The sequence below is a fragment of the Sphingomonas sp. HF-S4 genome (assembly GCF_032911445.1).
GTDB lineage: Bacteria > Pseudomonadota > Alphaproteobacteria > Sphingomonadales > Sphingomonadaceae > Sphingomonas > Sphingomonas agrestis.
On the sequence record NZ_JAWJEJ010000001.1, the window covers coordinates 1,052,037 to 1,078,071 of the forward strand.

22 protein-coding genes are annotated in these 26,035 nt (G+C 64.9%); 12 read left to right on the forward strand and 10 right to left on the reverse strand.

What is annotated here, in order from left to right:
- Nucleotides 1-213 precede the first annotated feature (213 nt).
- Nucleotides 214-1,626, forward strand: coding sequence for a 3-keto-disaccharide hydrolase (locus tag RZN05_RS04385; protein ID WP_317225407.1), 1,413 nt, complete (start codon nucleotides 214-216; stop codon nucleotides 1,624-1,626).
- A gap of 12 nt (nucleotides 1,627-1,638) precedes the next feature.
- A complete protein-coding gene (locus RZN05_RS04390) occupies nucleotides 1,639-2,952 on the forward strand; it encodes a Gfo/Idh/MocA family protein (RefSeq protein WP_317225408.1) in 1,314 nt (437 codons plus the stop codon).
- Between the two features lie 53 nt (nucleotides 2,953-3,005).
- On the opposite strand, the gene RZN05_RS04395 is transcribed toward RZN05_RS04390, so the two are convergent.
- Entirely contained in the window at nucleotides 3,006-4,148 is a 1,143-nt protein-coding gene (locus RZN05_RS04395) for a vWA domain-containing protein (RefSeq protein WP_317225409.1), read from the reverse strand.
- Nucleotides 4,149-4,362: 214 nt separating this feature from the next.
- Nucleotides 4,363-5,193 (reverse strand): AraC family transcriptional regulator, encoded by an 831-nt coding sequence (locus tag RZN05_RS04400; protein WP_317225410.1) that lies wholly within the window; start codon nucleotides 5,191-5,193, stop codon nucleotides 4,363-4,365.
- Between the two features lie 121 nt (nucleotides 5,194-5,314).
- On the opposite strand from RZN05_RS04400, the gene RZN05_RS04405 reads away from it, so the two are divergent.
- Complete coding sequence (locus RZN05_RS04405) at nucleotides 5,315-6,010, forward strand: O-methyltransferase (protein WP_317225411.1); 696 nt, start codon at nucleotides 5,315-5,317, stop codon at nucleotides 6,008-6,010.
- Nucleotides 6,010-6,759, forward strand: a complete 750-nt coding sequence (locus RZN05_RS04410) for a siderophore-interacting protein (protein ID WP_317225412.1) — start codon at nucleotides 6,010-6,012, stop codon at nucleotides 6,757-6,759. The genes RZN05_RS04405 and RZN05_RS04410 overlap by 1 nt, the downstream gene beginning before the upstream one ends.
- A gap of 48 nt (nucleotides 6,760-6,807) precedes the next feature.
- On the opposite strand, the gene RZN05_RS04415 is transcribed toward RZN05_RS04410, so the two are convergent.
- Nucleotides 6,808-7,650 (reverse strand): oxidoreductase, encoded by an 843-nt coding sequence (locus RZN05_RS04415; protein WP_317227560.1) that lies wholly within the window; start codon nucleotides 7,648-7,650, stop codon nucleotides 6,808-6,810.
- Between the two features lie 50 nt (nucleotides 7,651-7,700).
- Here RZN05_RS04415 and RZN05_RS04420 point away from each other — a divergent pair, with 50 nt between their 5' ends.
- A complete protein-coding gene (locus tag RZN05_RS04420) occupies nucleotides 7,701-8,300 on the forward strand; it encodes a TetR/AcrR family transcriptional regulator (protein WP_317225413.1) in 600 nt (199 codons plus the stop codon).
- 44 nt (nucleotides 8,301-8,344) lie between these two features.
- Here the strand turns inward: RZN05_RS04420 and RZN05_RS04425 are convergent, their stop codons facing one another.
- The 4 genes from RZN05_RS04425 to RZN05_RS04440 all read right to left on the reverse strand — a co-directional run bounded on the left by RZN05_RS04425 (nucleotide 8,345) and on the right by RZN05_RS04440 (nucleotide 13,215).
- Nucleotides 8,345-10,546: a xanthine dehydrogenase family protein molybdopterin-binding subunit gene (locus RZN05_RS04425; RefSeq protein WP_317225414.1), complete on the reverse strand. Its 2,202-nt coding sequence runs from the start codon at nucleotides 10,544-10,546 to the stop codon at nucleotides 8,345-8,347.
- Nucleotides 10,543-11,535 (reverse strand): FAD binding domain-containing protein, encoded by a 993-nt coding sequence (locus RZN05_RS04430; protein ID WP_317225415.1) that lies wholly within the window; start codon nucleotides 11,533-11,535, stop codon nucleotides 10,543-10,545. Before RZN05_RS04430 ends, RZN05_RS04425 begins: the two co-directional genes overlap by 4 nt.
- Nucleotides 11,535-12,149: a (2Fe-2S)-binding protein gene (locus RZN05_RS04435; protein WP_394804779.1), complete on the reverse strand. Its 615-nt coding sequence runs from the start codon at nucleotides 12,147-12,149 to the stop codon at nucleotides 11,535-11,537. The genes RZN05_RS04430 and RZN05_RS04435 overlap by 1 nt, the downstream gene beginning before the upstream one ends.
- A 94-nt stretch (nucleotides 12,150-12,243) precedes the next feature.
- Nucleotides 12,244-13,215 (reverse strand): AraC family transcriptional regulator, encoded by a 972-nt coding sequence (locus RZN05_RS04440; RefSeq protein WP_317225416.1) that lies wholly within the window; start codon nucleotides 13,213-13,215, stop codon nucleotides 12,244-12,246.
- A 391-nt stretch (nucleotides 13,216-13,606) separates the two neighbouring features.
- Between RZN05_RS04440 and RZN05_RS04445 the strand changes: the two genes are divergently transcribed.
- From RZN05_RS04445 to RZN05_RS04475, 7 genes are read left to right on the forward strand one after another with little or no spacing between them, the layout of a single operon-like run.
- A complete protein-coding gene (locus RZN05_RS04445) occupies nucleotides 13,607-14,209 on the forward strand; it encodes a TetR/AcrR family transcriptional regulator (RefSeq protein WP_317225417.1) in 603 nt (200 codons plus the stop codon).
- A gap of 20 nt (nucleotides 14,210-14,229) precedes the next feature.
- Nucleotides 14,230-15,231, forward strand: coding sequence for a 3-oxoacyl-[acyl-carrier-protein] synthase III C-terminal domain-containing protein (locus tag RZN05_RS04450; protein WP_317225418.1), 1,002 nt, complete (start codon nucleotides 14,230-14,232; stop codon nucleotides 15,229-15,231).
- Entirely contained in the window at nucleotides 15,228-16,208 is a 981-nt protein-coding gene (locus tag RZN05_RS04455; RefSeq protein WP_317225419.1) for an NAD-dependent epimerase/dehydratase family protein, read from the forward strand. The genes RZN05_RS04450 and RZN05_RS04455 overlap by 4 nt, the downstream gene beginning before the upstream one ends.
- A complete protein-coding gene (locus RZN05_RS04460; RefSeq protein ID WP_317225420.1) occupies nucleotides 16,201-17,037 on the forward strand; it encodes an MBL fold metallo-hydrolase in 837 nt (278 codons plus the stop codon). Before RZN05_RS04455 ends, RZN05_RS04460 begins: the two co-directional genes overlap by 8 nt.
- Complete coding sequence (locus RZN05_RS04465) at nucleotides 17,034-18,167, forward strand: ATP-grasp domain-containing protein (protein ID WP_317225421.1); 1,134 nt, start codon at nucleotides 17,034-17,036, stop codon at nucleotides 18,165-18,167. The genes RZN05_RS04460 and RZN05_RS04465 overlap by 4 nt, the downstream gene beginning before the upstream one ends.
- Complete coding sequence (locus tag RZN05_RS04470) at nucleotides 18,164-19,291, forward strand: hypothetical protein (protein WP_317225422.1); 1,128 nt, start codon at nucleotides 18,164-18,166, stop codon at nucleotides 19,289-19,291. Before RZN05_RS04465 ends, RZN05_RS04470 begins: the two co-directional genes overlap by 4 nt.
- Nucleotides 19,288-20,286 carry an aromatic ring-hydroxylating dioxygenase subunit alpha gene (locus RZN05_RS04475; protein WP_317225423.1) on the forward strand — a complete coding sequence of 333 codons (999 nt, stop codon included), beginning with the start codon at nucleotides 19,288-19,290 and terminating at the stop codon, nucleotides 20,284-20,286. Before RZN05_RS04470 ends, RZN05_RS04475 begins: the two co-directional genes overlap by 4 nt.
- Here RZN05_RS04475 and RZN05_RS04480 read toward each other — a convergent pair.
- From RZN05_RS04480 to RZN05_RS04490, 3 genes are all read right to left on the reverse strand, one after another.
- Nucleotides 20,277-21,545: a F390 synthetase-related protein gene (locus RZN05_RS04480; RefSeq protein WP_317225424.1), complete on the reverse strand. Its 1,269-nt coding sequence runs from the start codon at nucleotides 21,543-21,545 to the stop codon at nucleotides 20,277-20,279. The two genes, RZN05_RS04475 and RZN05_RS04480, sit on opposite strands and share 10 nt — an antisense overlap.
- Before the next feature lie 95 nt (nucleotides 21,546-21,640).
- Entirely contained in the window at nucleotides 21,641-23,911 is a 2,271-nt protein-coding gene (locus RZN05_RS04485; protein WP_317225425.1) for a putative bifunctional diguanylate cyclase/phosphodiesterase, read from the reverse strand.
- A gap of 107 nt (nucleotides 23,912-24,018) precedes the next feature.
- Complete coding sequence (locus RZN05_RS04490; RefSeq protein ID WP_317225426.1) at nucleotides 24,019-25,992, reverse strand: FecR family protein; 1,974 nt, start codon at nucleotides 25,990-25,992, stop codon at nucleotides 24,019-24,021.
- Nucleotides 25,993-26,035: the final 43 nt, after the last annotated feature.

A 26,035-nucleotide genomic window follows, 5' to 3' on the forward strand; every position in this document is an offset into this window, starting at 1 on the left:
AGGTAACGTCAGCAATTCGATTTTGTTTTTGCCTATGGTGGGATTGCTAGCATGGTCAGACCACATTGGCAAATTTTGGTCGAATGTATATTACAATGTGGTCTGGCAGCGGTTAGAAAGAGCTCCTAGCGTATTGCAGATTAGGCATGAGTGGCCTGACCAAAGGCGTAACCGGCGCGATACGAACGTGCGGCAACAAGGCGAGGATATGAAATGGCGGTAGGAATGATGCGGCTCGCGATTCTGGGTTGGGCGGCAACCGGGTTGGTTGCTGCCGGTCTGGCAACTCCCGCCGCCCTGGCGCAGCAAGCCGCACCCTGGCACGCACTGACTCCCGCGCCGGATTTGAAAGGATGGCACGTCACCGGGGGCAATGCGAAGTTCGAGGTCGAGGCCGGCGAACTCGTCGGTCGCGCCGCTCCAGGGTCGACGAACAGCTGGCTGGTTTCGGATGCTAACTATGGCGACTTCATCCTGGAGTTCGACGCCAAGACCGATCCGAAGCTCAATTCCGGGGTGATGATCCGGGGGCAGAGCCGGCCCGATTATCGCGATGGAGTAGTGCATGGCTACCAGGCTGAGATCGATCCGTCGGCGCGGGGCTGGAGCGGCGGCATCTATGACGAGCAGCGCAGGCAATGGCTCTATACGCTCGGTCGCAACGATGCCGCCCGCAAGGCCTTCCGGCCGGGCGACTGGAACCGGTATCGGGTCGAGGCGATCGGCAATCGTCTGCGCACCTGGGTGAACGGGGTGCCCGCCGCCGACATCGCCGACAATATGGACGCACGCGGCTTCATCGCTTTCCAGGTGCACGCAATTTCCGATGCAGAGGCGAGCCGGGGGCCGCAGGTACGCTTCCGCAATGTACGGATCATCACCGACGCGCCTGCGCGGTTCGCCACCAAGGCGACGCCGCTCGAACAGCAGGGATGGCTGGCCAATCAACTGACCGAGGCCGAGCGACGCGCGGGGTGGAAGCTGCTCTGGGACGGCAAGACGACCAATGGATGGCGCAGCGCGAAGGCCGCGGATTTCCCCAAGAAGGGCTGGTCGATCCGCGACGGCGTGCTTTCGGTCGACGGGGCCGATGGCGCGGAGTCCACCAATGGCGGCGACATCGTCACCACACGCGACTATCGCGATTTCGAGCTTTCGGTGGATTTCCGGCTGACTCCGGGCGCGAATAGCGGGATCAAATATTTCGTCGATCCCGATCTGCTCAAGGGCGAAGGCTCGGCGATCGGTCTCGAGTTCCAGCTGCTCGACGACGCGCGGCATCCCGACGCCAAGATGGGCCGCGACGGCAATCGCACGCTCGGATCGCTCTACGACCTGATCACCGCGCGCAACCTTTCGGACCCTGATAGTGCGAACAAGCGGTTCAATCCGCCCGGCGAGTGGAACCGCGCGGTGGTGGTCAGCCGGGGCCGCCATGTCGAGCATTGGCTCAACGGGTTCAAGGTGGTCGAATATGAGCGCGGATCGCCCGCATATCGTGCGCTCGTCGCGCAGAGCAAATACGCGAAATGGCCGAATTTCGGTGAGCGTGATGCCGGGCCGATCCTGTTGCAGGATCACGGTAACCGCGTCGACTTCCGCTCCATCAAGCTCCGTGAATTCTAAGAAGGAAAGCCGATGCTGAATCGCAGGACGATGATCAAAGGCGCGGGCGCAACGCTGGGAGTCGCGATGAGCGCGAAGAGCTACGCGCGGATCAGGGGCGCGAACGATCGGCTACGCGTCGCCGTGGTGGGCGTTAACGGCCGCGGGCAGGCGCACATGAGCGCCTTCTCCAAGCTGCCCAATGTCGAGATCAGCCATCTGGTCGATGTCGATTCACAGGTGCTGGCGAAGCGCGCGGCCGAGTTCGCCGCAAAGGGGCACGCAGCACCGCAGACCGAGGGTGACTATCGCCGGCTTTTCGAGCGCAAGGCAGTCGACATCGTTACAGTCGCAACCCCTGACCATTGGCATGCCAAGCTGGGTGTCGACGCGATGGATTCGGGACACCACGTCTATCTCGAAAAGCCGATCGGCATGGCGCCTGCGGAGGGCGAGGCGCTGATCGCGGTCCAGCGACGCACCGGACGCAAGCTCCAGGTCGGCAACCAGCAGCGCTCGAGTGCGGAAACGCAGCAGCTCGTCGCCCTGGTCAAGGCCGGCGAACTGGGAACCGTATACGAGGCGCAGACCTGGTACGCGAACAATCGCGTATCGATCGGGCGCGGACGCGAAGTCGCGCCGCCGGCGCACCTCAATTGGGATCTGTGGCAAGGGCCCCGACCGCGCGGCCCCTATCGCTCGAATCTCGTTCCCTACAATTGGCACTGGTTCTGGAAATACGGCACCGGCGAGACGTGCAACAATGCGATGCACGAACTCGACGTGGCACGCTGGGCGATGGGCCTGGAATTCCCCGAAAAGGTCACCGCGCGCGGATCGCGACAGTTCTTCCGTGGCGACGACTGGGAGATGTACGACACGCTGGCGCTCGACCTCGCTTATCCCGATGGGCGCACGATCCGCTGGGATGGCAACAGCTGCAACGGCATGCTGCGCTACGGCCGCGGCCGCGGCGTGCTGCTGCTCGGCACGAAGGGATCGGCGGTCGTCGATCGCAACGGCTATGAACTGTTCGATCTCGCCGGCAAAATGGTGCGCGAGGTCAAGGCAGCGGCGACTTCGGAAACCACGGGCGCGGTGGGCGAAGGGGCGCTGGACGTCTACCATGCCGGCAACCTGGTCGACGTGATCCGGGGCCGCGCACCCGCCCTCGCCTCGCCGATCCGCGAGGGACATATCAGCACCGCGCTTTGCCACCTCGGCAACATCGCTTACCGGACCGGCTCGGAGCTTACGCTCGACGTCGCGTCCGGGAGGCCGAAGGCATCGGAGGCGATGAAGCTATGGTCGGTGGCGTATCAGCCTGGCTGGGAGGTGAAGGCCTGACTGGGTGGGCAACCATGGCGCGGCCGCCAGTCTATCCGGGGCGGTCAATCTACCTAACGGGCTGCATCGGCGGCCGCGTTGATCGTGTCACGCGCCTGGGATTCGCCCTCCTGTAGGCGTGCCCGATAGCGCTTCAGCCGGAGCTCCATTCCATCGTGTCGCTCTCTTAGCAGCGCCTGGGCCGTGCGACCAAACGGCAGCGCCTCGCCCCGAACTGCCCGGGCGGAAAGGTCGTTGCTCATACGAACGTTTTCGGCGCTGGCGATGTTGCTGACGCAGACCGCAGCGCTGCTGAGCGCGTTTGACGTTTGCACGGAGTTGCTCGCGATGGCGTTGCTCTCGCGTATGGCGTTCGAGGCTCGGCGATTGGATTCGCGCACCCGCCCGAGGGTCTGGTCATAATCGGCGCGGCTGTTGACGTTGACGAAATTGCCGCCGCCCGCATCCGAGACGGCCTTCAGCGCGGCTGCTTCGCTGGACGGCAGGCCGAAGCCGATGATGTTGACGATCGCACGGGTCGTGCCGCCGTTGATCCGCCCCGCGGTCGCCACCGGATCGCCGCCGCAGGTCTCCTGACCATCGGAAACGACATAAATGACCTGCTCTCCCTTGGTGGACGAGCGGGCGAGTAGCGCCTCGGCCCGTGCGAGGCCGGCGGCAAGTGGTGTCCAGCCGACCGCCCGAACCCGGGAGACGGCGGCACCGAGCCGCGCGCGATCGTTTGACATCGGGGCCAGCAGGTCGACGCCGGCGCAAGACCGGGCTTTGCCCGCCTCGCTGTTGTCGCCCTGTTGCCCAAAGACAAGCAGCGAGGCCTCTACGGACGACGGCAGCCCGTCAAGGAAGCGCGTGGCGGCGTCGCGGGCGAGATCGAGTTTGGTCTGCCCGCCGATCCGGCCCGCCATCGAGCCGGAGCCGTCGATCGCAACGACGACGCGGACCGATGGAACGCGCGGCCCGAGGCCATCGTCCGTCCGCGCTTCCAGCTTCGGCCGATCCAGCCCGACCTCGGCGAAGCAGCGATCCGGATCCTCGGTGGTGAACTGAGCGACATAGGCGCGCGCCTCGCCGACTTCACCCGCGCTCGCGTCGTCCAGCGTCGCCGACGCATTGTCACGCGTTCCATCTCTGGAGCCGCCGCACCCGCAAAGTGCCAATGCCAGGAAACCGGAAACGCAGCGTCGAGCGATATCCATAAGGAGAGCCTAGCATCATGACCGCGGAACCGCAGAATGCCGCGACGGGACTGCAGGATCAAGCCGGATAGGGGCCCACGTTAGCATTCACGCCTGGCCGATAGGCATCTTGGATCAGACTATCGACTGCGACACCTTAGCTTCCCAGACCGCTTTCGAGCCTACTGCGTATCAAGTATTCCCAAAGCGGTCGCCATGGAGCAGCCACCAGCGATTAGTCATCAAGTCGCCGCGGATTTGCGCCAGCGTGGCGTTCGGCCATGTACCGTCCGGGTGACGTTCCCAGAGCCTTGCGGAACATCGTCACGAAGCTCGGTACGCTTTCATATCCGAGGTCGCCCGCGACCTGCTGGATCGAGGCGCCGCCGGCGAGCCATTTGACCGCGAGCATGATGCTGAGTTGCTGTCGCCAGCGGCCGAAGCTCATCCCCGTCTCGCGACGGACGACACGCGCCAAGGTCCGCTCGCTGAGTCCCCGGCGCTTTGCCCAGAGATCGATCGTTCCGCGATTCGCGGGCGCGGCGATCATGTCTTCGACGATCCGCCGAAGCCGGGTGTCACGGGGCATCGGCAGGTGCAAGTGCTCGATCTCGGCCGCGGCTAGCTCGTCGAGCAGCACGGCGATGAGCCGCGCATTCACCCCGCTTTCCTCATAGAGGATCGGCAGATGCGCGGCGCGGGTGAGAAGCTCGCGCAGCAGCGGCGTCACCGATACGGCGCAGCAGCGTATCGGCAGGCCGGTGCTGAATTCCGGATCGACGAACGCGCCATAGCCTTCCAACGTGCCGCTCACCTTGATGGATTGCAGCGCGTCGCCCGGGATCCATACGGCGCTGCGGGGAGGGACGATCCACAGGCCACCTTCGACCTCACAGCTCAGCGAGCCGTTCTGGACGAGCACGACTCGACCCTTGCGATGACGATGCAGATCGAGCTCGAGCCCGCCGAAATCCTTCGCGATAAAGCCATAGGTGACCACTGCCCGAGGCACGTCGTCGGGCTCGACCCAATCCGCTTCGTTGCTGAGTTCGGTGAGGATCGGCATGTCCCGCCTATGCGTCGCTGGCAGGAATGAATAACAACATGTCCCAGCTTCGCAATGACGCCACTGGCTCTCGCCCCTATTGGTCCGGAACAGACCCGTCGGAGCCGAAAGGGCAGACCCAGTGAACACGTTGGATACGGTTATCGTCGCGAACCTGCTCGGCAATTTGCGCCAGGCGGCATACGACGCCGATCATGCGCATTTTGAACAGGTGATGGCGGAGATCGAGGCGTCTGGGGAGGGTGCTGAGCGGTGGGCGGCAAGACTTCTAGAGGACGAGAAGTCAGGCCTCCGCCCGGTCTATCAGGGCTATGCGGAGCACTTTCTGTCGGTATCCCCGGATTATGGGCGGTTCCTCTACGCAATGGCGCGCGCAGGCAAGGCTACCCGGATAATCGAATTCGGCACGTCGATGGGGATCTCGACGATCTACCTGGCCGCGGCGCTGCGCGACAATGGGGGCGGTACGCTGATCGGCAGCGAATTCGAGCCAGGCAAGGTCGCCCGAGCGCGCGAACATCTCGAGGCTGCCGGGCTGGCGGACCTGGTCGATATCCGGGAAGGCGATGCGCGCGAGACCCTCGCCGATATTCAGGGCGAGGTTGACCTGCTCCTGCTCGACGGCGCATTCTCGCTCTACCTGCCGGTGCTGAAGCTCGTCGAGCCGCATCTTCGACCGGGCGCGATCGTGCTGGGAGAGAATGCGTTCGATCCGGAATATAGGGCCTATGTCCGCGATCCAGGCAGCGGCTATCTCTCTCAGACGCTCGCGATCGATGCCGGGCGCGGCAACGACTTCACCGTGCGGATCGGCTGATGGCAACCGTGGATAAAGCGGTGGCGCAAGAGGCGGGAGCTTCCGGCAGCCTCAGTCGCTTCTTGATCCGATTGCTCATGAAGCGCGCGACGGTGACCGCCAACGAAGCCTTGGGCGACCGTTTCCGGCTTGTAACCCTTGAGGGGCCGGGCCTCCGAGATATGGCGTGGACGCCGGGGCAGAAGATTCAGATCGCGATGGGATCGGCGTTCGCAGCGCGCACCTATACTCCCCTGACGTGGAATGCAGTAGAAGGGCGCACCTGCATCCTTGGCTATGCGCATGGCGTGGGGCCGGGGAGCGATTGGCTGCGCGCTGCGGTGCCAGGATCGAGTTGCGATATCTTCGGTCCTCGCGCATCGCTCAACATGGCGCGGCCCGGCGGGCCACTCGCGATCTTCGGAGACGAAACATCGTTCGGGCTCGCCTATGCACTTGGGCAGCGTGACGAACCAGCAGAGGCGGTAACCGCGGTTCTCGAAGTCGGAGATATCGAGACCAGCCGATCGGTCGCAGCGCAACTTCAACTTCAGGGCTGCACGCTGATTAGCCGCCAGCCGGAAGGTGTGCATCTGTCCGAGTTCGAGTCGAAATTGCCCGCACTCGCGGACACAGGTGCGACGTTTATATTGACGGGGAGGGCCGGAAGCATTCAGCGGGCACGCAGAACCCTGAAGACACTCCTGGTGCCGTCGAAGAGAATTCGAACCAAAGCCCATTGGACTCCGGGCAAGACCGGCCTCGATTAAGGCTCTCGAAGGGGTGACCCGTGGCCTTGAGCGCCCTGCGCCGAGCGGTCAGGCAGAAAATCCGGTCAAGCGGGAAAGCGCATCCCACTTGTTGAGCTCCGCGCGCATCGCATCCAACTTCTGCTCCACCAGTGTCAGCGCGTCCTCGCCCAAGAACAGCCGCGCCGGTGGGTTGGGGCTCTCAACAATCGTGAGCAGTGCCCGGGCAGCCTCGGCGGGGTTGCCCGGCTGATTTCCGCTCTTGGCCTGCCGAGCACTGCGGATCGGATCCATCACTGCATCATAGTCGGCGATGCTGCGCGGTGTGCGGTCCATCGATCGTCCCGCCCAGTCGGTGCGGAACTGGCCTGGAGCCAGCGTCGTCACCTTTACCCCGAAGCGCGCCACTTCCTTGCCGAGTGCCTCCGAGATACCTTCGAGCGCGAACTTGCTTCCGCAATAGAAACTGATGCCGGGCATGGTGATGAAGCCGCCCATCGAAGTCACATTGATGATGTGACCGGCTCGGCGGCTCCGCATCCCGGGCAGCACTGCCTTGATCATCGCTACCGGCCCGAACACGTTGACAGCAAATTGGCGCTGTAGATCCTCGACAGACGACTCCTCTAGCACGCCTTCGTGGCCATAGCCGGCGTTGTTTACCAGCACGTCTATGGGACCGGCCTCGCGCTCGGCCTCGATGACCGCCGCCGGAATGGCGTCATAGTCGGTGATTTCCAGGCGCAGCGGATGCGCGCGGCCGGGTGAGAGCGCGGCGAATTGCCTGGCGTCTTCGTCGCGGCGAACGGTGCCGATGACTCGGTGTCCGGCCTCGAGCGCCGCGGCGGCGAAAGCGCGGCCGAGGCCAGAACTGACGCCGGTGATCAGGAAAGTCTTGGGATTGGAGACAATCACTGGTTAACTCCGCTTCTGGCTAAATTATATCATGATATAGATACTGCATGGCCATGAGCAAGACTTCACCTTTTACACCCGGCAAAAGAGGCGAGCCACTGCGTGAGCGCGTGATCGATGCAGCCGAGCGTCTGCTTCGCGAAGGTAAGGCTGAGTTCTCGATGCGGGATCTGGCGGCCGAAGGAGGCGTCAGCTTTGCGACGCCATTCAACCAGTTCGGCAACAAGAGCGCGATCATGCATGCGCTATCAGAGCGGCGGATCGCTGCCATGATCGAGCGCTTCGAGGAAGCGCCGCTACGTGAGCATGCCGTCGATCGCGTGATGCTGGCTGTCGATTTGGCAGCGGCGGTGATGCTGGAGGAGTCAGCGGTGAATCGGGCCGTGATGGGGTGGCTCGGCACGGCGACGCCGTCCCCCGGAACGGTGCTGGCGCACTCGACGACATTGTGGGCACGCGCGCTGGGCGATGGAAAGGGACTCGCCGCGAACAGGCGCGAAGTGGCGCTCTGTATGCTGCCGGAGCAGCTTGCGTTCGCCTTTCGGGGCGTGCTGTCCTTCTGGACCGCAGGCGAACTGCCCGATGATGCTTTGACGCCCGCTGCCCGCAAGGTTGCGAACACCCTGCTGCTCGGCTTCGTCGGTTAGGCGATGCGGCATTGCACCCTTCGGTGTAGCGCCCCGCACTGCCTTCATATTCCCTGCAGAACGTGTTCAACGCGAAATGGGAGTCGATTTAATCGTCTGCCCGTGGCGTGATGTATCGCGTTGGCAATGGCGGGCGCGACTCCCACCATCGCGACTTCTCCCAAACCCTTCACGCCGAGACTGTTGATCCTCGGATCGGGCTTGTCGACGAATGCGACTTGAATGGAGCCGATATCTGCGTTCACGGGAATGGCGTATTCGGCGAGATCGGCGTTGAGAAAGCCGCCGAAGCGCGGGTCGACCTCGCTTTCCTCGCGCAGCGCCGCTCCGATGCCCCAGACGACTGCGCCCAGCATCTGACTTTGCGCAGTGCGCGGACTGATCACTCGACCGCAATCGGCGACGCTCACGACACGCGGCACACGGATCCGACGCGTACCCGGCTCGATCCGCACCTCTACGAAATGCGCGACATAGCTGAACGCGGCAAAGTCGGGGTAGGTGGGGCCCTGCGCTGCAGGCATGCCGCCAGCGAGCCGCTCGAAGACGGCATCGGGCTGGCCGGGCGCTTTCCGGCGAATTTCCGCGGAAAGCGTAGGGCGGCCCGCACGCTTCAATATTTCGGCTGGGGTGCCAGCACCGCCGAGCACGCGAAGCGACGCCAGGAGTGCGTCCGCAGCCTCGTCGGCAGCGGGTACGGCCGTCGCCGTGCCCCATGATCCGGCGGTCAGATGCTGCGGCGTGCCACGCGTGTCGCCCACGTCCACGTCGATGGAGTCGGCCTGCACGCCCAGCTTGCCCGCCACGGTGATGGCTATGGCCGTTCGAATGCCTTGGCCCATTTCATGGCCGGCGACTGCCACCATGATCCGGCCGGTGTCCGTCGCCGTGATCCGGGCGATGGCAGGCGCGGTAGCAGCCTTGTAGGCGCCGGCCGCGACCCCCCAGCCGACCATGGTGCCGTCCGTCTCCCGCAGCGATCGGGCTGCCATGGGGCGTTTGGCCCAGCCGAACATCTCGGCGCCCCGGTTCAGGCATTCCGCCAAGTTGCGTGAAGACAAGGGCAGCTTGCTGATCGGGTCGATCTGCGTGTCGTTGGCTAGGCGCAATGCGACGGGATCCATGTCGACCCTGTATGCGAGTTCGTCGACTGCGGTTTCCATCGCGAATGCGGCCATATGCTCATAGGGTGCACGCATATAACCGGGCGTCTGGACATCGGTGCGAACCAGCCTCTCATGCCCGCGGAAGTTGGCGATCCCGTGGAGCCGTGCCGAGAGATCTGCATATTGTGCAGGGAAGAGATCGTGACGCGAGGTTTGGGAATCGATCTCGTGGATAGCCGCCACGATCTTGCCGTCCGGCTGCGCGCCCAGGCGTAAGCGGTGCCTGCTCGCTGGGCGAAAACTGGTGTCGTGATAGATTTGTGCACGCGGTAGTACGATCTTCACCGGTCGTTCGAGGCGCCTTGCGGCGACCGCGGCGATCACGGTGTGCATCTGCAGAGAGTTCTTCTGGCCGAACCCGCCGCCGCAATATGGGGAGATCACCTGTACCTTGTCAGGCGCGATGCCGAGTTGCTTGGCGAGCCCGGCGCGGAGAGCCCCGGCATTTTGGGTGCCCTCGTGGACGATCAGCGTCCCGTCACGCCATTCGGCGACGGTAGCGATCAGCTCGATCGGATTCTGGTGCTGCGGCGGGCTGGCACAATGCATGTCCACCTTGATCGGCGCGGCCGCATAGGCCGCATCGGCGTCGCCTGCGACGCGATCGGCAAACATCGGTTTGGGAAGGGGCGACGCAGCCTGGCTGACGATATCCTGCGCGGGCGAATCAAGTTCCACCTGAAACGGTTCAGCCGCATATGTTGCGGCGATCCTGTCCGCCGCATCGCGTGCGATCTCCAGCGTGTCGGCGATCACCAGGGCGATCGGTTGCCCCCGATAGGCGATCGCATCGCTGAGCATCGGCTGGAAGCTTTGAAACGCAAATCCGCCCCCCATCAGGAAGCCAGCAGGGACGATCCCTGCCATGTCGGTGTGCGTCAGTACTAGTCGGACTCCGGGAACACCTTGCGCCTCGCGCGTGTCGAGCGACTTGAGCCTGCCCTTGCCGATCCGCGCGACAGCAAAAATCCCGTGGAGCATGCCCGGTCGCACATCGTCCGCCGCGAACAATGCAACGCCGCGTACTTTGTCGCGAGCATCGAGGCGTTGCGTGTCGGAGTAGCTGCGATCGGCCATCATGCGCGCTCCTTCGCGATCATTAGCGCGTCGGCGATTGTCCGCGCGGCCAGCTCCTTGCGAAAGCCGTTGTGCCGGCCGGCCTTGGCGCTGCGCATTGCCAGTTCGCCCGCCGCATGTCCTGTTTCTGGAGTCAGCTTGCTGCCGATCAACGCGCGCTCGGCCTCACGCATGCGCCAGGGGCGCGAAGCGACGCCGCCGACTGCAATGCGCGCTTCTCGTACGGTGTCGCCGTCCAACTCCAGAGCAACCGCCGCGGAGGTGAGCGCGAAGGCATAGGATTCGCGGTCACGAATCTTGTGAAAGGTTGATGCCCGGCCAAGCCGAGTGGCGGGAATTCGGACGCGTGTGATCAATTCCCCCGCCGCCAACGCAGTCTCGATATGCGGCGTATCGCCGGGCTCCCGGAAAAATCTCTCGATCGATATCGAGCGCGTGCCCGCCGGGCCGAGGACATCGACTTGGGCGTCGAGTGCCACTAGCGCGACCGCGAAATCTCCGGGGTAGTTCGCAATGCAGGCGCCGCTCGTGCCCAGCAGCGCGAGTGGCCGATCGATCCCGTCGATCGCCGAACACCCGCTACCCGGCGCTCGCTTGTTGCAGGCAAAGGGCTCGCCGAAGCGGAAATAGGCGCAGCGTGTCCGCTGGAGCAGATTGCCGCCGATCGTCGCCATATTGCGCAGTTGCTGTGATGCTGCCTTCCCCAGCGATTCCGACAACATAGGATAATCGCGCATGATAGTGCGGTGCGCGGCTACGTCGCTCATCCGGGCAAGTGCGCCCAGCAAAATTTCGGCGCGAGAGACGGCAATCCCTTCGAGTTCGCCAATGCCAGTGATGTCGACCAACGCGGTGGGCTTTTCGATACCCAGCTTCATCATGTCGTAGAGCGTAGTACCTCCCGCCAAGTAGCGCGTATCCGGGCCGCCGGCCGCAACCGCCTGAACGGCTTCGGCCAGTGATCTTGCCTTGGTGTAACGGAACGGCCGCATCACGCAGGTCCCTGCAACTTGGATGCCGCCGCCTCGATTGCCGCGACGATCCCGACATAGGCGCCACAGCGGCACAGGTTCCCGCTCATATATTCGCGGATGTTGTCAGGCGATGTAGCGTTTCCTTCCCGTACGCACGCGACCGCCGACATTATTTGGCCAGGGGTGCAGTAGCCGCACTGCAGCGCGTCATGGTCGATGAACGCCTGCTGCATCGGGTGCAATGCACCGTCCGCACGCGACAAGCCTTCGATCGTCGTGACGTCGCAGCCTTCGACTTGTACGGCCAGTGTCAGGCAGGAAAGCACCCGACGGCCACCGACGTGCACCGTGCAGGCGCCGCACTGACCATGATCGCAACCCTTCTTGGCGCCGACCAAACCGAGTCCCTCGCGCAACACGTCGAGCAGCGAACTCCTGGTGTCTATCTCGAGCGCCTGTTCGACGCCATTTGGCCGGAAAGACAGCAACGCCGAGTTCAGGCTGCCTTCCGACCGAGCCGACGCGGTCGCCGGCGTGCCCATAAGCAGCGACCCTGCAAGACCAGCTGCCATCACCTCGCGGCGGGCAAGCTCCAGCCCGGCGGAGCGCTCGTCCTCATCCACGCGAGCCATGATAGTCTCCCTGCGTTAGCAGGGCCTAGTGTGGCCGACATGCTGCGCCGCGTCGCTCGCGGCATTGCTCAATTCCAACGCGAAATTGCTACGTTCAGCGAGCCTGTCGACGATATTGCGCGGGAGACACACCGGTAAGACGCCGGAAAGCGGCGGCAAAATGCGACGGATTGTCATATCCGCAAGCAAAGGAAATTTCGGTTATCGAAGCGGAGCTGAGGGTGAGCCGCCGTTTCGCCGCCTCGACGCGCAGGCGCGTGAGATGCCGAAGCGGTGGTTCGCCAAACTTGCGCTTGAACATCCGGAGCAAGTGAAACTTGCTGAGTCCGGCGACCGCGGCCAATGCATCGAGCGAGATCTGAGAGCTTAGGTTTTCATGCAGATAGGCATCGACTGCCGCTAACCGGCTGTCTTCATTCCCCGCCGGATGGACGTGCGGGAGTGCGGCGTGGTGGAGCAGGATATGAGCCGCGAGAAAGTGCGCTGCGGTATCGGCATACAGGTCGGGGAAATTCGCCCGAGCCGCATGCCCCATCGCCTGAATTACATTCCGTACTACCGGATCCTCACGGCGCAGCGCGTTAGGGAGTTGGAAGCCTCGCTTTGTGCCGCCCACGAACTCGGCAGCAACCGCAGCGATCATGTCAGCGGGCAAGTGAAGCTGGAGCGTGCTATGTGCTTCTTCGCCACGCCAGCGCAGCCGTGCCTCCTCGCCCGGAGCGGTCATTCCGATATCACCGACGCGGTAGCGCGCACCGTGCCATTTGCCCCCATAATGGCCCTCGATGTTGCACGAGCCGCGCGTGACGAGCACAACTAGTTGGTCCGCCGTCGGCGCAGTCGTCAGATCCTCGACTTCGATCGGCTCGTCATAGGCGCGCAGTAGCGCGGACCGCCAACCGGCATCCCAACTGCATAAGGTCATTCGACCTTTGAGCCGCTGATGCGCGGCCAGTGTGGAAGCAAGGATAGCTATCTCTGATTCTCCCTGTCGCGCGGAGTTGTCCCTCGGGATATGCAAGCTTAGCCAGGGCTCTGTACGGTTCGCAAGCGCGGTATCGGTCACTGGAGCAACTGAGGGTTTCGGTCGAGTGGCCCCTCATATTACTCATCCCGGAAGGATCCGAAGATCGGTGGTGAAATGGCAGTGAATGTCACTGAATTAGAGCATCGACTGGAATATCGAGAATTTTTGCGGGATTGAGTGATGAACCAAGAGGTGTTGCTGTCCATTTCTGCGATGGAATCGTATAACCGCGGTCCAGGGCCCAGCATACATGAAGGTGGTCCGGCGGCTTTGGGCCGCTAGTTGATGGGCGGCTAACAGAGCGGCTCGCGCTAATCCGGTCGTCGGCGCCTTCATTCGCGCCGTAGGAACGAGGCGCGCGCGAGCAGTTCGAAGTTCGACCGGGCATACATCTATTGAACACCGTTAAATCGAATGGCAGACCGGATAGGTGGCGCGCCGGTCCGATCACACACGCGAAGAACTCCGGACGATGATCGTCCATGAGGGGCATCGCCAGATATCCGAAGTCGGCTTTGCGCGCTTCTCCGCGCGCGAAGTGGCGAAACGCATCGGCTATTCGATCGGCACGATTTACAATGTGTTCGGCAGCCACGACATGCTGATCATCGCGATCAACGCTCGGACGCTGGCGTTGTGGCAGGCGCATGTCGAGGCACGGCTGGCCGGCGTCGCGCACGATCGGCTGCGTGTACTGGTCGAGGCCTATTTCGAATTCGCCCTGCTGCATCGCCACGCCTGGACAGCGCTCTACGACCACCGTCTACCCGACGATGTTGCCGCGCCTGATTACTACCTCGACCAGATCCGCGCGCTCACCGGGATCGTGCAGGGCGAGATTGCCGCGGCGCTGCCGTCCGAGCACCGCGACCAGGCCGATGCTTTAGCTCGCTCGCTGCTCGCGACGGTCCACGGCCATTGCTTCTTTACGCTCAACGGCACCTTCGCACTACTCGGCGAAACCACGCCGCTCGAAACGGTTTACGCGCGCGTCCGCGAAGCGATCGGGACCCGGCACTTTACAATCAAATAAACACTGTTCAATATCTTGCTATGAACGCGATTCGCGGCCTTGGATTTCGATTTGCAGGCAGCGGTATTGCCCTGCCGCGGACGGCCATTGCATCAACCGAGATCGACGCGCGGATCGGCCGCGACGCCGGCTGGACCGAAGCGAATTTCCAAATTGCGAACCGCTATTGGGCGCGCGAGGACGAAACCAGTTCGTCGCTCGGTGCCGCGGCGGGATTGGCCGCGCTCGACGCTGCGCATTGGAACGCCGCCGACATCGATGTGCTCATCTCCGCATGCGGGGTGATGGAGCAGCCCATCCCCGGCAACGCCGCGCTGCTCCAGCGCCGGCTCGGCATCGGTGCCAGCGGGATCGCTGCGTTCGACGTCAATGCCACCTGCTTGTCATTCCTGGTCGCGCTCGATGCGTTGCTGATGGGCATGGCGGTGGGCAAATGGCGTCGCGGGCTTATTGTGTCGGTCGATCTCGCCTCGGCAGCGCTCGACTTTGCCGCGCCCGAGGCATCGGCGATCTTCGGCGACGGCGCTGCGGCTGTGGCGATCGAAGCGGGCGGGCCGAGCCACATGTTGGCGTGCCGCCTGGCAACCTACGGCGATCATTCCACATTGTGCCGTCTCGAATCGGGCGGCACGCGGATGCGTCCCGACGACGATCTCGACGCCTTTCTCGCTGCGGCCAAATTCCGGATGGACGGACCGGCGCTATTCGCAGCGACCGCCAAGCGCTTCCCGCGCTTCTTGCGCGACCTGCTTTCAGACAGCGGCGTGCCGCTCGACACGATCGACACCATTATACCGCACCAGGCCAGCGCCGCCGCGCTCGAACATCTCAAGCGCTCAGTACTGGGCGGCCACGCCAAGACGCTCGATATCTTTCGTGAGCATGGCAATCAGATCGCAGCGAGCATGCCGCATGCGCTCCACGTCGCGCGCGAACGCGGCCTGACCGCGCCGGATAGTCACAGCTTGTTGATCGGCTCCTCGGCCGGGGTGTCGCTGGGCGGCGCGGTGATCCGGTGGTGAAACGCGTCGCCTTGGTTACCGGCGCGACCGGCGGGCTGGGACGTGAACTGGTCGCCCAGTTGGGCGCCGCCGGGTATCGCGTGCGCGCGACAGGGCGCGACCGGACGATCGGCGCGCTGCTGGGCGCCGAGTTCGTCGCTGCCGATCTGACGATCGATCCGCTCGCGCCGTTGGTGTTGGGGGTGGATGTGGTGTTCCATCTTGCGGCTTTGTCGTCACCTTGGGGGACGCGGGCCAGCTATCAGGCGATCAACGTGACCGCGACCCAGCGATTGCTGGCGGCGGCGCGGGCGGCGCGCTGCGACGGCTTTATCTACGCCTCGACGCCGTCAATCTATACCGAGGCGCGCGATCGTATCGGGCTGACCGAAGACAGCCCGATCGCGGCGCGCTTCGCCAACGATTATGCCGCGACCAAATATGCCGGCGAATTGCTGGTTCTTGCCGCCGATGCGCCTGACTTTCGCACGGTCGCAATTCGCCCGCGGGGGATCGTCGGGCCGCACGACACCGTGTTGCTGCCCCGCATCTTGCGCGCGGCACGTCGCGGGCGGTTTCCGTTGCCGGGGGGGGGCAGCGGATTGATCGAGCCGATCGACGTGCGCGACGCCGCCGCTGCCTTCCTCGCCGCCGACCGGCATCGCGCCACCGCGGGGGGCCGCACGTTCAACGTATCGGGCGGCGATCCGCGCCCGGTGCGCGCGCTGCTGGAGCAATTGTTTGCCCGGATCGGGCGGACGCCGCGGTTCGTGGCGGTGCCGACCGGGCTGGCGATGACGCTCGCCGGGGGGGGCGAGCGCGTCGCCGCATGGCTTCCCAGCCGGCCCGAACCGCCGGTGACCCGCTATAGCGTGATGACCTTCGGCTATTCGCAGACGATGGTGCTCGATCGTGCCCGCGATCTGCTGGGGTGGGTGCCGCACTATCGCGTCGAAGACATGATTGCCTATGCCCTGCCGGAGCAAATCGATGCGTGAAGTCGCCGTACACCTGATCCGCGCCGGGCATTGCGTCCATCCGCTGCGCGCAACGATCCGCGACGGCAGCTGGCGGCCGGCGGTGTTTCCGGCCTTATCGGTGCTCGTCATTCACCCAGTCGAAGGACCAATCGTGTTCGATACCGGCTACGACCCGGCCTTCTTCGCCGCGACCCAACCTTTCCCCGAGCGCTTCTATCGCTGGCTGACCCCGGCCACGCTCGAGCCGGGCGCGGATGTCGCCAGCCAGCTTGCGCGTTTCGGCTTTGCTCCGGCCGATGTGCGCCACCTTATTCTGTCGCATTTCCATGCCGACCATATCGCCGGCGCGCATGCCTTTCCCAAGGCGGCGATCCATTGCGCGCGCGCCGGGCTCGACGCGGCTTGCTCGAGCGGGCGCATTGCGGGCCTGCGCGCGGGAATCCTGCCAGCACTGCTCCCCGTCGACATCGCCCAGCGCGCGCGCTTCTTCGAGGACGCGCCGCGTCTCGCGCTGCCCGACGCACTCCAGCCGTTCGACACCGGGGCCGACATCCTCGGCGACGGCAGCCTGCTCGCCGTAGAGCTGCCCGGCCATTGCCCCGGGCACTGGGGAATGGTCGTCGCCGATGCTGCGCATGGCGAGCATTTCATGGTCGCTGACGCCGCTTGGTCGAGCGATGCGATCCGCCGCAATATGCCGCCACCGCGGCTGACCAGCAATCTGCTCGGCCATGCCGGGCGCGTCGAGGACACGCTGGCCAGGCTCAACGCGCTGTGGCGGCGCAACCCGGCGATCCGCCTGACGCCTGCGCATTGCCCCGAACGCGCCGCCGAAGCCGAGGCGTGAGCACTATCCTCGTTACCGGTGCCCGCGCGCCGGTGGCGGTCGATCTGGCACGCTCGTTCGCGGCGGCAGGGCACTGGGTCCATCTCGCCGATTCGGTGACGGGCTGGGCGGCACGGCTGTCGCGCAGCGTAACCGCGACGCACCTGCTGGCGCCGCCGCGCACCGATTTTCCTCGGTTCGCCGCCGGCTTGCGCGATCTCGTTGCCCGGCTCGATCCAGTCGCGATCTTGCCCACCTGCGAGGAAGTCTTCTACGTCGCGGCGGCCGGCCTGGGCGAGCGGGTGCTGGCGCCGCCGTCCGCCGTGCTGCGCACGCTGCATTCTAAGATCGGCTTCGCCTGCCACGCGCGCGGGCTGGGACTTGCCGCGCCCGAGACGTGGCGGGTCGAATCCCGCGCCGATCTCGGTGCGTTGCCAGTCGCGCCGGAAGCGCTGGTGTTCAAGCCCGACTTCTCGCGCTTCGCGACGCACACGCTGATCCGTCCGACGCGCACGCAGCTTGACGCAATCGACCCGACCCCAGCCATGCCCTGGGCGGCGCAGCGCTTCGTTGCCGGCGAGGAACTGTGCCTGTGGTCGTTCGCGAGGCAAGGGCGGCTGGTGGCGTCGGTGGTATATCGCCCGCTATGGCGCCACGGCAGGGCCGCGGCCTATGCCTTCGAAGCGGTCGAGTGCCCGGGCGGGCTTGCCATAGCCCGCACGATTGCCGAGGCGAACAGCCTGACCGGGCATTTGTCGTTCGACGTGATCGTAACCCCCGATGGCACGGTGGTGCCGATCGAATGCAACCCGCGCGCAGTCAGCGGGCTGCATCTCTTCGACGCCCGGCCCGAACTCGCCCGCGCGATGCTCGGCGAGGGTGGGGCGCACGCAGTCGGGGGCGTACGCTATCTGGGGCCGGCAATGGCGTTGCTGGGAGTGCCGGCGGCGATCGCCAGCGGGCGGGTGCGCGCATTTGCCGGCGATGTCCGGCGCGGGCGCGATGCGGTTGGGCGCATCGGCGATCGCCGGCCTGCGATCGGCGCATTGATTGACGCGGGGCGCTTCGGAGTGCGTGCCCTGGCTACGCGGCGCAGCCCGGCCGGGGCGACCACCGACGACATCGAATGGAATGGCGAGCCGATCGCATGATGCTGTTCGATCCGCGCGACCCGCCACCTGGTGCCTGGCCTGCGGCCTGCGATGCGCGCGCTTATATCGAAGGCATCGCCAAGTCCGGGGCTACCGCGATGGTCCCCAACGTCACGACCCGCTGGCTGGCGCTGCGCTCGGGCGAACGTGTCTATCCAGTGACAGTCAACGATGGCGAGCGGGGAGGAAGCTATGTCTGCCTGCCGCACAGCGCCTATATCCTCTATGCGCGCGCCGAGCTCGACCTCGTCGACACCGGCAGGCTGCGGCCACTGCTGCGGTTGCTGATCGCCGCCGCCGATCGGGTGCTGCGCTGGGGTCGGGTCAACCGCATCGTCCATGTCGACAATTGGCTGCTATCGACCAATCTGCATGGCGATTGGTCGGGTGACGATTTGCCGGCAATCCGCGCGTTACTGGCGCAGCACTTTCCCGATCACGCCGTCGCGATCCGCTCGGTCGATGGCTGGGCCTCGCCGGCCCTTCTCGACGCGGCGCGCAGGGACGGCTGGCGCTTGCTGGCAAGCCGGCAGATCTGGGTAACCGGCGATCTCAGGCAGGACTGGCGGCCGAGACGGTGCACGCGCCAGGATGGCAAGCTGCTCGCCGACAGCGGCCTGTCCATCGACGATTTCGCGACGATGGAAGAGGCCGATGCCGCACGGATCGCCGAGCTCTATCACTTACTTTATGTCGGCAAATATTCGCCGCTCAACCCGGTCTTCTCGCCCAGTTATGTGCGTATGACCTGGCGCACGGGCACCCTGCGCTATCGCGGCGCGCGCGACGCCGATGGGGTGTTACTGGCGGTAGCGGGATCGCTGGTCCGCGGCGACGTGCTCACGCCCCCGGTGGTCGGCTACGACACCGCCCGGCCGCAGCGTGAAGGCCTGTACCGCATCGCCACCTTGCTGTTCACGACGACGGCCGCCGAGCAGGGTGTCCGGCTCAACGGCTCGGCCGGGGCGGCGCAGTTCAAGCGCAACCGCGGCGCGACCGGAGTGATCGAATATACGGCGATTGCCGCCGGGCACCTGCCGTGGCGCCGGCGCGCGGTTCTGGCTTGCATGGCGTTCGTGCTCGACCGGCTGGCGGTACCGATGATGCGAAGGCGAAAACTATGAGCGAGGCATGGCCGGTGGCGATCGCGCAGGGCTGGCATCCGCTGGCGGCGCTCGCGGCGGTGGGCAGCAAGCCGCTGGCGCGGCGGCTGATGGGCACCCCGATCGTACTGTTCCTGAGCAGTGGGAAGCCAGTGGCGATGCTCGACCGCTGTCCGCATCGCGCGCTCAAGCTTTCGGACGGCTGCGTGCGCGGCGGGACGATCGCCTGCCCCTATCATGGCTGGCGTTTCGGTGCCGACGGCCGCTGCGTCGAAGTGCCGGGATCGGACGAGGTGCCCGACGTTGCGGCGCGGGTGTTACCCGTCGAAGTCCGCGCCGGGCTGGTCTGGACCTGCCTTGCCGAGAAACCCCCGCTTTTCCCGCGCCTGCCCGCTCTGCTCGACGATCCCGGGCTCGATCACTTCCGCTGGCTGGTGGCGCCGACCCGGATGCGCTTGCTCGACGGGATCGAGAACATGCTCGACCCCGTTCACCCGCATTACGTTCATCCCTGGTTCCTGCGCGGCCCGGCGCGGCGGGCGATGCGCGTGGAAGTATCGCTCGGCCCCGACGGCGGCGAAGCGATCTATCACGAACATGCCCGCGCCACTGGGATCGTGCCGCGGCTGTTCGAAGGCAAAAGGTTGGTATCGATCGGGCGCTATTTCCCGCCGACGATCGGCCAGCTCGAATTTCGCACCGAGCGCGGCCTAAGCGTATCCCTGACCGCGATTTTCGTTCCCGAGGACGAGGATCTGGTCCGTCCTTATGCGCTGTTCGCGACCCGTAAGGGGCTGGCGCCGGCCTGGCTCAAGCGCTGGGTGCTCAAGGCGTTCAACCTGCCGCTGCTGCGCCAGGACCAGCGCGTGCTGGCCGGCCAGGTCGAGGCGCTCAAGGATTGGGGCGCAGTCGATTTCGCTATCGGTCCTGCCGATCTGCTCGGCCCAACGATCTGGCGGCTGGCCAACGGCAGGCCGCAGCCGCCCGAGCAACGCACGACTACGCTCTATTTGTAACGCCATTCGCGGCGCACCCGGCGCAGCTTGCGGTCGAAATCGAGCGTCAGTCCGCGAGTTACGCTGATGGCCGGCACGGCGACCCCGACGCGATCGAACACTGCGCCGAGCGACGCGATCACGCGCGCGTCGATGTCGCGTGAGAGCGCTGCGTCGAGCTCGACGCGAACCGCATCGGCTGCGGCCTGGACGATGCGGAAATCGGTGATGGCGCGGTCGGCATCGACAACGGCGTTGCGTAGTACGTCGGGCGTGATCATCCGCCACGCGCCGTCTCCGCCGAGCAGTTCGAACGCATCGTCCTGCCGCCCCTCGATCCGCGCCACTGCCTGTAGCGGCGAGCCGCATGGGCAGCGCGCATCAGACAGGGCGAGCAGGTCGTTCATGCAATAGCGCGCCATGATCTGCGTCCGCCGCGTAAAATCCGTGATCAGCGGCGTCACCAGCCCGCTATCGCCCGACGGCTCCCATTCGAACATCACCGCATCCTCGGCGAGGTGCAGCGTCCCCAGCGGGCACGAAACCCCAAACAGCCCTTCGGTCGCCATATAGATTTCACGCACCGTAGCGCCCGTCGCCGCCTCGATCACCGCGCGATCGAGTGGATCGAGCACTTCGGCACCGCTGAAGATATGCGACGCAGTCAGCCGGCCGGTTTCGGCAAGCGCGCGCAGCACCTTGGGCGGGGCCACGATCGTGTCGGGTGCGAAGGCAACGAGGTCGTCGGCCCAGGCGTCGACGCCGCGCCCGAGATCGAAGAAGCGCAATGCGATTCGCCGCCCATGCTCGGCCGAGCGATACAGCGTCGAGAAGCCTGGCAGTGCCAGCGCAACCCGGTGCCGCCGCCACAGGACGTCGGGCAGCGTCTTGGCGAGGATCGTCCCCAGCCACACGAACCGCTCAGCATCGCTGATCACGAAATATCCGCGATTGCCACTGGTCCCGGTGCTCTGCCCGATCGGATAGCCGCGCACCCGATCTTCGCCGGCATCGATCGCAGCGCGTACTTCGGCAGCGGAAATAGCGGGACGGTTATAGTCGGCAAAGGCGGCGATAAGCTTCGCTTTGTCTATTGGGGGCAACTCCTCGAGACGCGCAACCCTTGTCCCGGCGAACGCTCCGACGCTTGGCACCGTGGTCTTGAGCCAAGAAGCGAGCCTCTTCGCCTGCCACCTGCGAACATCGTTGGGGGTCTTCAACCGCGCTGCCAGCCAGCGTGTCCGCAGGAAAGCCGAGGCAGCGTACAATATAGCGGGCATGTGAGACACTGTAGCCACTGCCGCGGTCACGTCCACGACGATGAAATTCAATTGGAAGAACGAACGTGCGCTTTCGGCTGTATCTCAAGAGTCGCTCACGCGGCGATTGAGTACTCGGAAAGCAGAACCTCGAGTGCGTCGGCAGGGACAGGCCGGCTCACGAAATAGCCCTGCACCATGTCGCAGTCGATCGACTTGAGGAACGTCAGGCAGGCGGCATCCTCGACCCCTTCCGCCACGACCTTCAGGCCAAGTTCGTGCGCCAGGTTTACGGTCGACCGGACCAGCACGCCATCGCCGCGGTTTTGGTGTGCGAACTGGACGAAGCTGCGATCGATCTTGAGTTCGTTGAGGGGCAGCTCCTTCAGGTAGCTCAGCGTTGATTGGCCGGTCCCGTAATCGTCCATGGAAATTGCGATACCCATCGCTCGGAAGGATCGAAGCGCCTCTGCGGCCCCTTGTGGATCATCCATTGCGGCTGACTCCGTGACCTCGAAGGTAAGCCATGCCGGATCGATCTGGCTGGCTTCGACCAACGTCCGCAGCGCAACTATGAAATCGGGGGAGTTAAGCAGTTTGGCGGAGATGTTCACTGCACCGGTTATCAAGTGCCCGCGGGCATGCCAGCCGAGTAGATCGGCGATGGTCTGCCCGAGCACGTGGAGCGTTAGGGCGGAAATGCGATCGTTGCGCTCCGCCAGCGGGATAAACAGGTCGGGTCGCAGGAAGCCGCGTGTTGGGTGCTGCCAGCGCACCAGAGCTTCTACGCTGGTGATGCGTCCTTTGGTGAGATCCAGCTTCGGCTGATAGACGACGTGGATCTCGCCGCGCGGGATCGCCGCGTCCAACTCACCAAGAAGCGAGAGGTCACGGTCGATGGCCTCGTCATCTCCGGCGTCATGCGCGAGCCATGCTGTGCCAGCCCCAAGCGCCCGTGAAGCGGCCAGTGCGGCATGGGCGATCACCCGGTCCACCCGTTCGACACCGGCGTCCTCAGCGAAGCCAATCGCAAGGCTGACATCGACGCGGCGCCCGGCCACATCGATGGGATTGAGCATTACCGTGCGCAGCGTGGCGACCCGCTGATCCAGATCGGCCTTGTCGTAGCAACGCCAAGCCAGAACCCGATCCTCCACCCGATAGACCGTAACACCCTCCGAGATGAGCGCAATGCGGTCGCGGACACGCTTCACCAGATCGGCCGCTGCAAGCGAACCAAGGCCAGCTGCGAGCTTTTCGAAGTCGGCGATGTGCGCGGACAGCACGCCCGCGCCCGGACGGCTCTGCATCGCCTGGACCAAGGCGTGCCGGTTCGGCAGTCCGGTCTCGGCATCGTGGAGACGACGTCGCCGAGCCGCGGCAAGCATGCGCATCAGCAGCGCGACCGATCCCGACACGGTGATCACCACCACCGCTGGCGCCAGCGGAAAAATCCAGTGCAGCAGCGGCTCAAACGCCAGTCCGGTACCGATCAAGGCGAGGGGCGCGGCCACCAGCGACCCAGCGAGCGCACGACGTGATGTGGCACGCAGGATCAATAGGCTCAGACCAAGTGCCAGCAGCAGCGGCAGGGGCCATCCGCTCTCGCGCGGGATACCCGCGCGAAGCGTTTCGGCAGCCAGCGCCTGGATAACGACGCCGGGTATGACGCCATAATTAGGCACCGCATAGCGATCCCCCAATTCGACTGCCGTGGCGCCGATAACGACCGCCTTGCCGCGAAGCGCGGCGGGATCGAAGCGACCGTCGCGTATATCGACGAAGCTGTGTCGCGGGATCGAAGCGGGATCGATCGCGAAATCGATCGGGAAATCGGTATCGGCCGAGCCCGCGATGCCTGCCGCTATCGCTGACAGCGAAGGGCGGGGTTCGCCCGCCGTGATGGTACCCACAGGCATCCGCCGGACGAAGCCGTCACGATCGGGCAGGACGGTGACCGCTGCGAGCGCTGCATGCGCGCGCAGTGCGGCTATAGGGAGCGAGTCGGTCCGGCCTTTCGCACCCGCGTCAATCCGCTGGCTGAAGGTAGGCAGCACGACCTGGTCTCCGGCGCGGGCAAGTGCCGCAGCAAAGGCGGCGTCCTGCATCGGAGACGACGGAGAGGAGAAGTCCACGTCGAATGTGATGCTGGCTGCACCAGCAGCGCGTAGCCGATCGACCAGCAGCGCGTAGTGCTGGCGCGGCCAAGGCCAGTGATCGATGTCCCTGATGCTGCGCGCGTCTATCTCAACGATGTGCAAATTGCCTGAGGCCTCATGCTGGCGAGCGCTCCAGCCGACTTGCCGAAGAACGTGATCCAGCCCGATGCCATAGCCGCTAGCGCCAGTTGCGATGCCAAGCGCGCCGCTTAGCACCAGAGCGATCATGCGCCAGCGTGTATGAAGTCGATTCAGCACTGCAAGGCTCATCCCTTAGAGGAGACGAGGCTTACCGGTCGGATGCTAACGGCCTGTCAACGATGGTCGGCGTTCGACTAGCGATCGTTACCCTTGTCGTTGCCTGGGTTGCCGTTCCCGTTGCCCGGGCCAGAATTTCCATTTCCATTTCCGTTGCCGGAGCCATTCCCGTTACCGGGACCAGGGTTGCTGTTCCCGTTGCCAGGGTCGTTCCCGTTACCGGGGCCTGGGCTGCCATTTCCGTTGCCGGAGCCATTCCCGTTACCGGGACCAGGGTTGCTGTTCCCGTTGCCAGGGGCGTTCCCGTTACCGGATCCTGGGCTGCCATTTCCGTTGCCGGGGCTGTTCCCATCGCCGGGGCTCGGATTGCCGTTTCCGTTTCCGGGGCCATTTCCATCGCCGGGGCTCGGATTGCCATTTCCGTTGCCGGGTCCGTTCCCATTGCCGGGGCTCGGGTTGCCATTTCCGTTTCCGGGGCCGTTCGCATTGCCGGGGCTGGGATTGCCATTTCCGTCGCCGGGGCCGTTCCCGTTGCCGGGGCTCGGGTTGCCATTTCCGTTTCCGGGGCCGTTCCCATTGCCGGGACCCGGGGTGCCATTTCCGTCGCCGGGGCCGTTCCCGTTGCCGGGGCTCGGGTTGCCATTTCCGTTTCCGGGGCCGTTCCCATTGCCGGGACCCGGGGTGCCATTTCCGTCGCCGGGGCTGTTCCCATTGCCGGGGCTGGGATTGCCATTTCCGTCGCCGGGACCGTTCCCATTGCCGGGGCTCGGATTGCCATTTCCGTTTCCGGGGCCGTTCCCATTGCCGGGGCTGGGATTGCCATTTCCGTCGCCGGGGCCGTTCCCGTTGCCGGGGCTCGGGTTGCCATTTCCGTTGCCAGGGCCGTTCCCGTTACCGGGACCCGGGGTGCCGTTCCCGTTGCCAGGGCCATTTCCGTTACCGGGAGTCGCGTTGCCGTTCCCGTTGCCAGGGCCGTTCCCGATGCCAGGACCATTCGGATTGCCCGGGCCGCTTGCATTGCCAGGACCACCGGCATTGCTAAGGCTGTTAGCGTTGCCGGGCGCCGAATTGCCGTTCCCGATGCTCGGGCCGGTGACCGCAGTTGCGTAATTTTTACCCGCATCACTGCCGGCCGTGGGCATCGTCCGGCCCTCAGCGCCTGCACCGCTTCGAACTTCGTCGGCGGCGACGCGGACCGCTGCGACGTTCACGCTAGCAACCTGTACGCTGCTAGATCCCAACACCAGCCCGTTGGTGACACGACCAAGATCCTGTGACGCCGCGACGACGGGACTGTCGATCATTTCGATTATCGAAGACTCGCCCCCGCCGAGGTTCGTACCATCGAGCGCGAGGCTGGGACTGGCTTCGCTTGTCGATGCGGCAGCACCGGGCGCTGCAGCGTCACTTGGTGCTTGCGCAGGGGCAGAGAGTGTTGCCGGTTCAGCTTCGGTCGGGGCGGCGCGCTGCGGCGAATCGATCGTGCGTGTATCCTTGCCCTGAACGGTTAGGCGATACCGATCGGTGGAAGAAACGATCGCGACCACACCCGGACGTATGAGGTCGCGCGCGCCGCCGTCGCTGGTCGAAGTCTCGACCGCTCCCTCGACGACCTGAAGGGACGAGCCTTGATCGCTCACGGTGATCGAAAAAGTGGTGCCCTTGACCACAGCCGCGAGATACGGAGTTTGCACGCCGAAATGCGGGTTGGGCTTTTTCTCGATCTGGAAGAGCGAGTTGCCCCATTCGAGCACGATGTCGAACATGCCGCGCTTCTCGGCCGCTGCGGGGATGCGGACGCGGCTGCCGGCGTTGACCGTCATGAAGTCCTTACCGCGCACCACCACCGCGCGCGATCCGGCAGCGGTCGTAAGCGTCGCGCCTTCGGCGACGACGCTGCCGCGACGAACGGGGCGGCTGCCGCCGGCATCGCGAACCATGACCGTTCCCGCCGCCTCGCTCACCGTCCAAGGCCCGCTTTGCGCGAGCGCCGCGTGACTGCACGATAGGAGCATCGCGCACGCGAGATGCTTGGCGAAACGGATCATCATTAAAGCCCTTTGTCTGGACGATTGCAGCTATTCCGGACTCATT

What these genes read in the sequence shown, in the direction of transcription:
- RZN05_RS04385 (WP_317225407.1), top strand. Translation starts at nt 214, where the DNA reads ATGGCGGTAGGAATGATGCGGCTCGCGATTCTGGGTTGGGCGGCAACC.
- RZN05_RS04390 (WP_317225408.1), top strand. Translation starts at nt 1,639, where the DNA reads ATGCTGAATCGCAGGACGATGATCAAAGGCGCGGGCGCAACGCTGGGA.
- RZN05_RS04395 (WP_317225409.1), bottom strand. Translation starts at nt 4,148, where the DNA reads ATGGATATCGCTCGACGCTGCGTTTCCGGTTTCCTGGCATTGGCACTT.
- RZN05_RS04400 (WP_317225410.1), bottom strand. Translation starts at nt 5,193, where the DNA reads ATGCCGATCCTCACCGAACTCAGCAACGAAGCGGATTGGGTCGAGCCC.
- RZN05_RS04410 (WP_317225412.1), top strand. Translation starts at nt 6,010, where the DNA reads ATGGCAACCGTGGATAAAGCGGTGGCGCAAGAGGCGGGAGCTTCCGGC.
- RZN05_RS04420 (WP_317225413.1), top strand. Translation starts at nt 7,701, where the DNA reads ATGGCCATGAGCAAGACTTCACCTTTTACACCCGGCAAAAGAGGCGAG.
- RZN05_RS04425 (WP_317225414.1), bottom strand. Translation starts at nt 10,546, where the DNA reads ATGATGGCCGATCGCAGCTACTCCGACACGCAACGCCTCGATGCTCGC.
- RZN05_RS04430 (WP_317225415.1), bottom strand. Translation starts at nt 11,535, where the DNA reads ATGCGGCCGTTCCGTTACACCAAGGCAAGATCACTGGCCGAAGCCGTT.
- RZN05_RS04435 (WP_394804779.1), bottom strand. Translation starts at nt 12,149, where the DNA reads ATGGCTCGCGTGGATGAGGACGAGCGCTCCGCCGGGCTGGAGCTTGCC.
- RZN05_RS04450 (WP_317225418.1), top strand. Translation starts at nt 14,230, where the DNA reads ATGAACGCGATTCGCGGCCTTGGATTTCGATTTGCAGGCAGCGGTATT.
- RZN05_RS04460 (WP_317225420.1), top strand. Translation starts at nt 16,201, where the DNA reads ATGCGTGAAGTCGCCGTACACCTGATCCGCGCCGGGCATTGCGTCCAT.
- RZN05_RS04470 (WP_317225422.1), top strand. Translation starts at nt 18,164, where the DNA reads ATGATGCTGTTCGATCCGCGCGACCCGCCACCTGGTGCCTGGCCTGCG.
- RZN05_RS04475 (WP_317225423.1), top strand. Translation starts at nt 19,288, where the DNA reads ATGAGCGAGGCATGGCCGGTGGCGATCGCGCAGGGCTGGCATCCGCTG.
- RZN05_RS04480 (WP_317225424.1), bottom strand. Translation starts at nt 21,545, where the DNA reads ATGCCCGCTATATTGTACGCTGCCTCGGCTTTCCTGCGGACACGCTGG.
- RZN05_RS04485 (WP_317225425.1), bottom strand. Translation starts at nt 23,911, where the DNA reads ATGATCGCTCTGGTGCTAAGCGGCGCGCTTGGCATCGCAACTGGCGCT.
- RZN05_RS04490 (WP_317225426.1), bottom strand. Translation starts at nt 25,992, where the DNA reads ATGATGATCCGTTTCGCCAAGCATCTCGCGTGCGCGATGCTCCTATCG.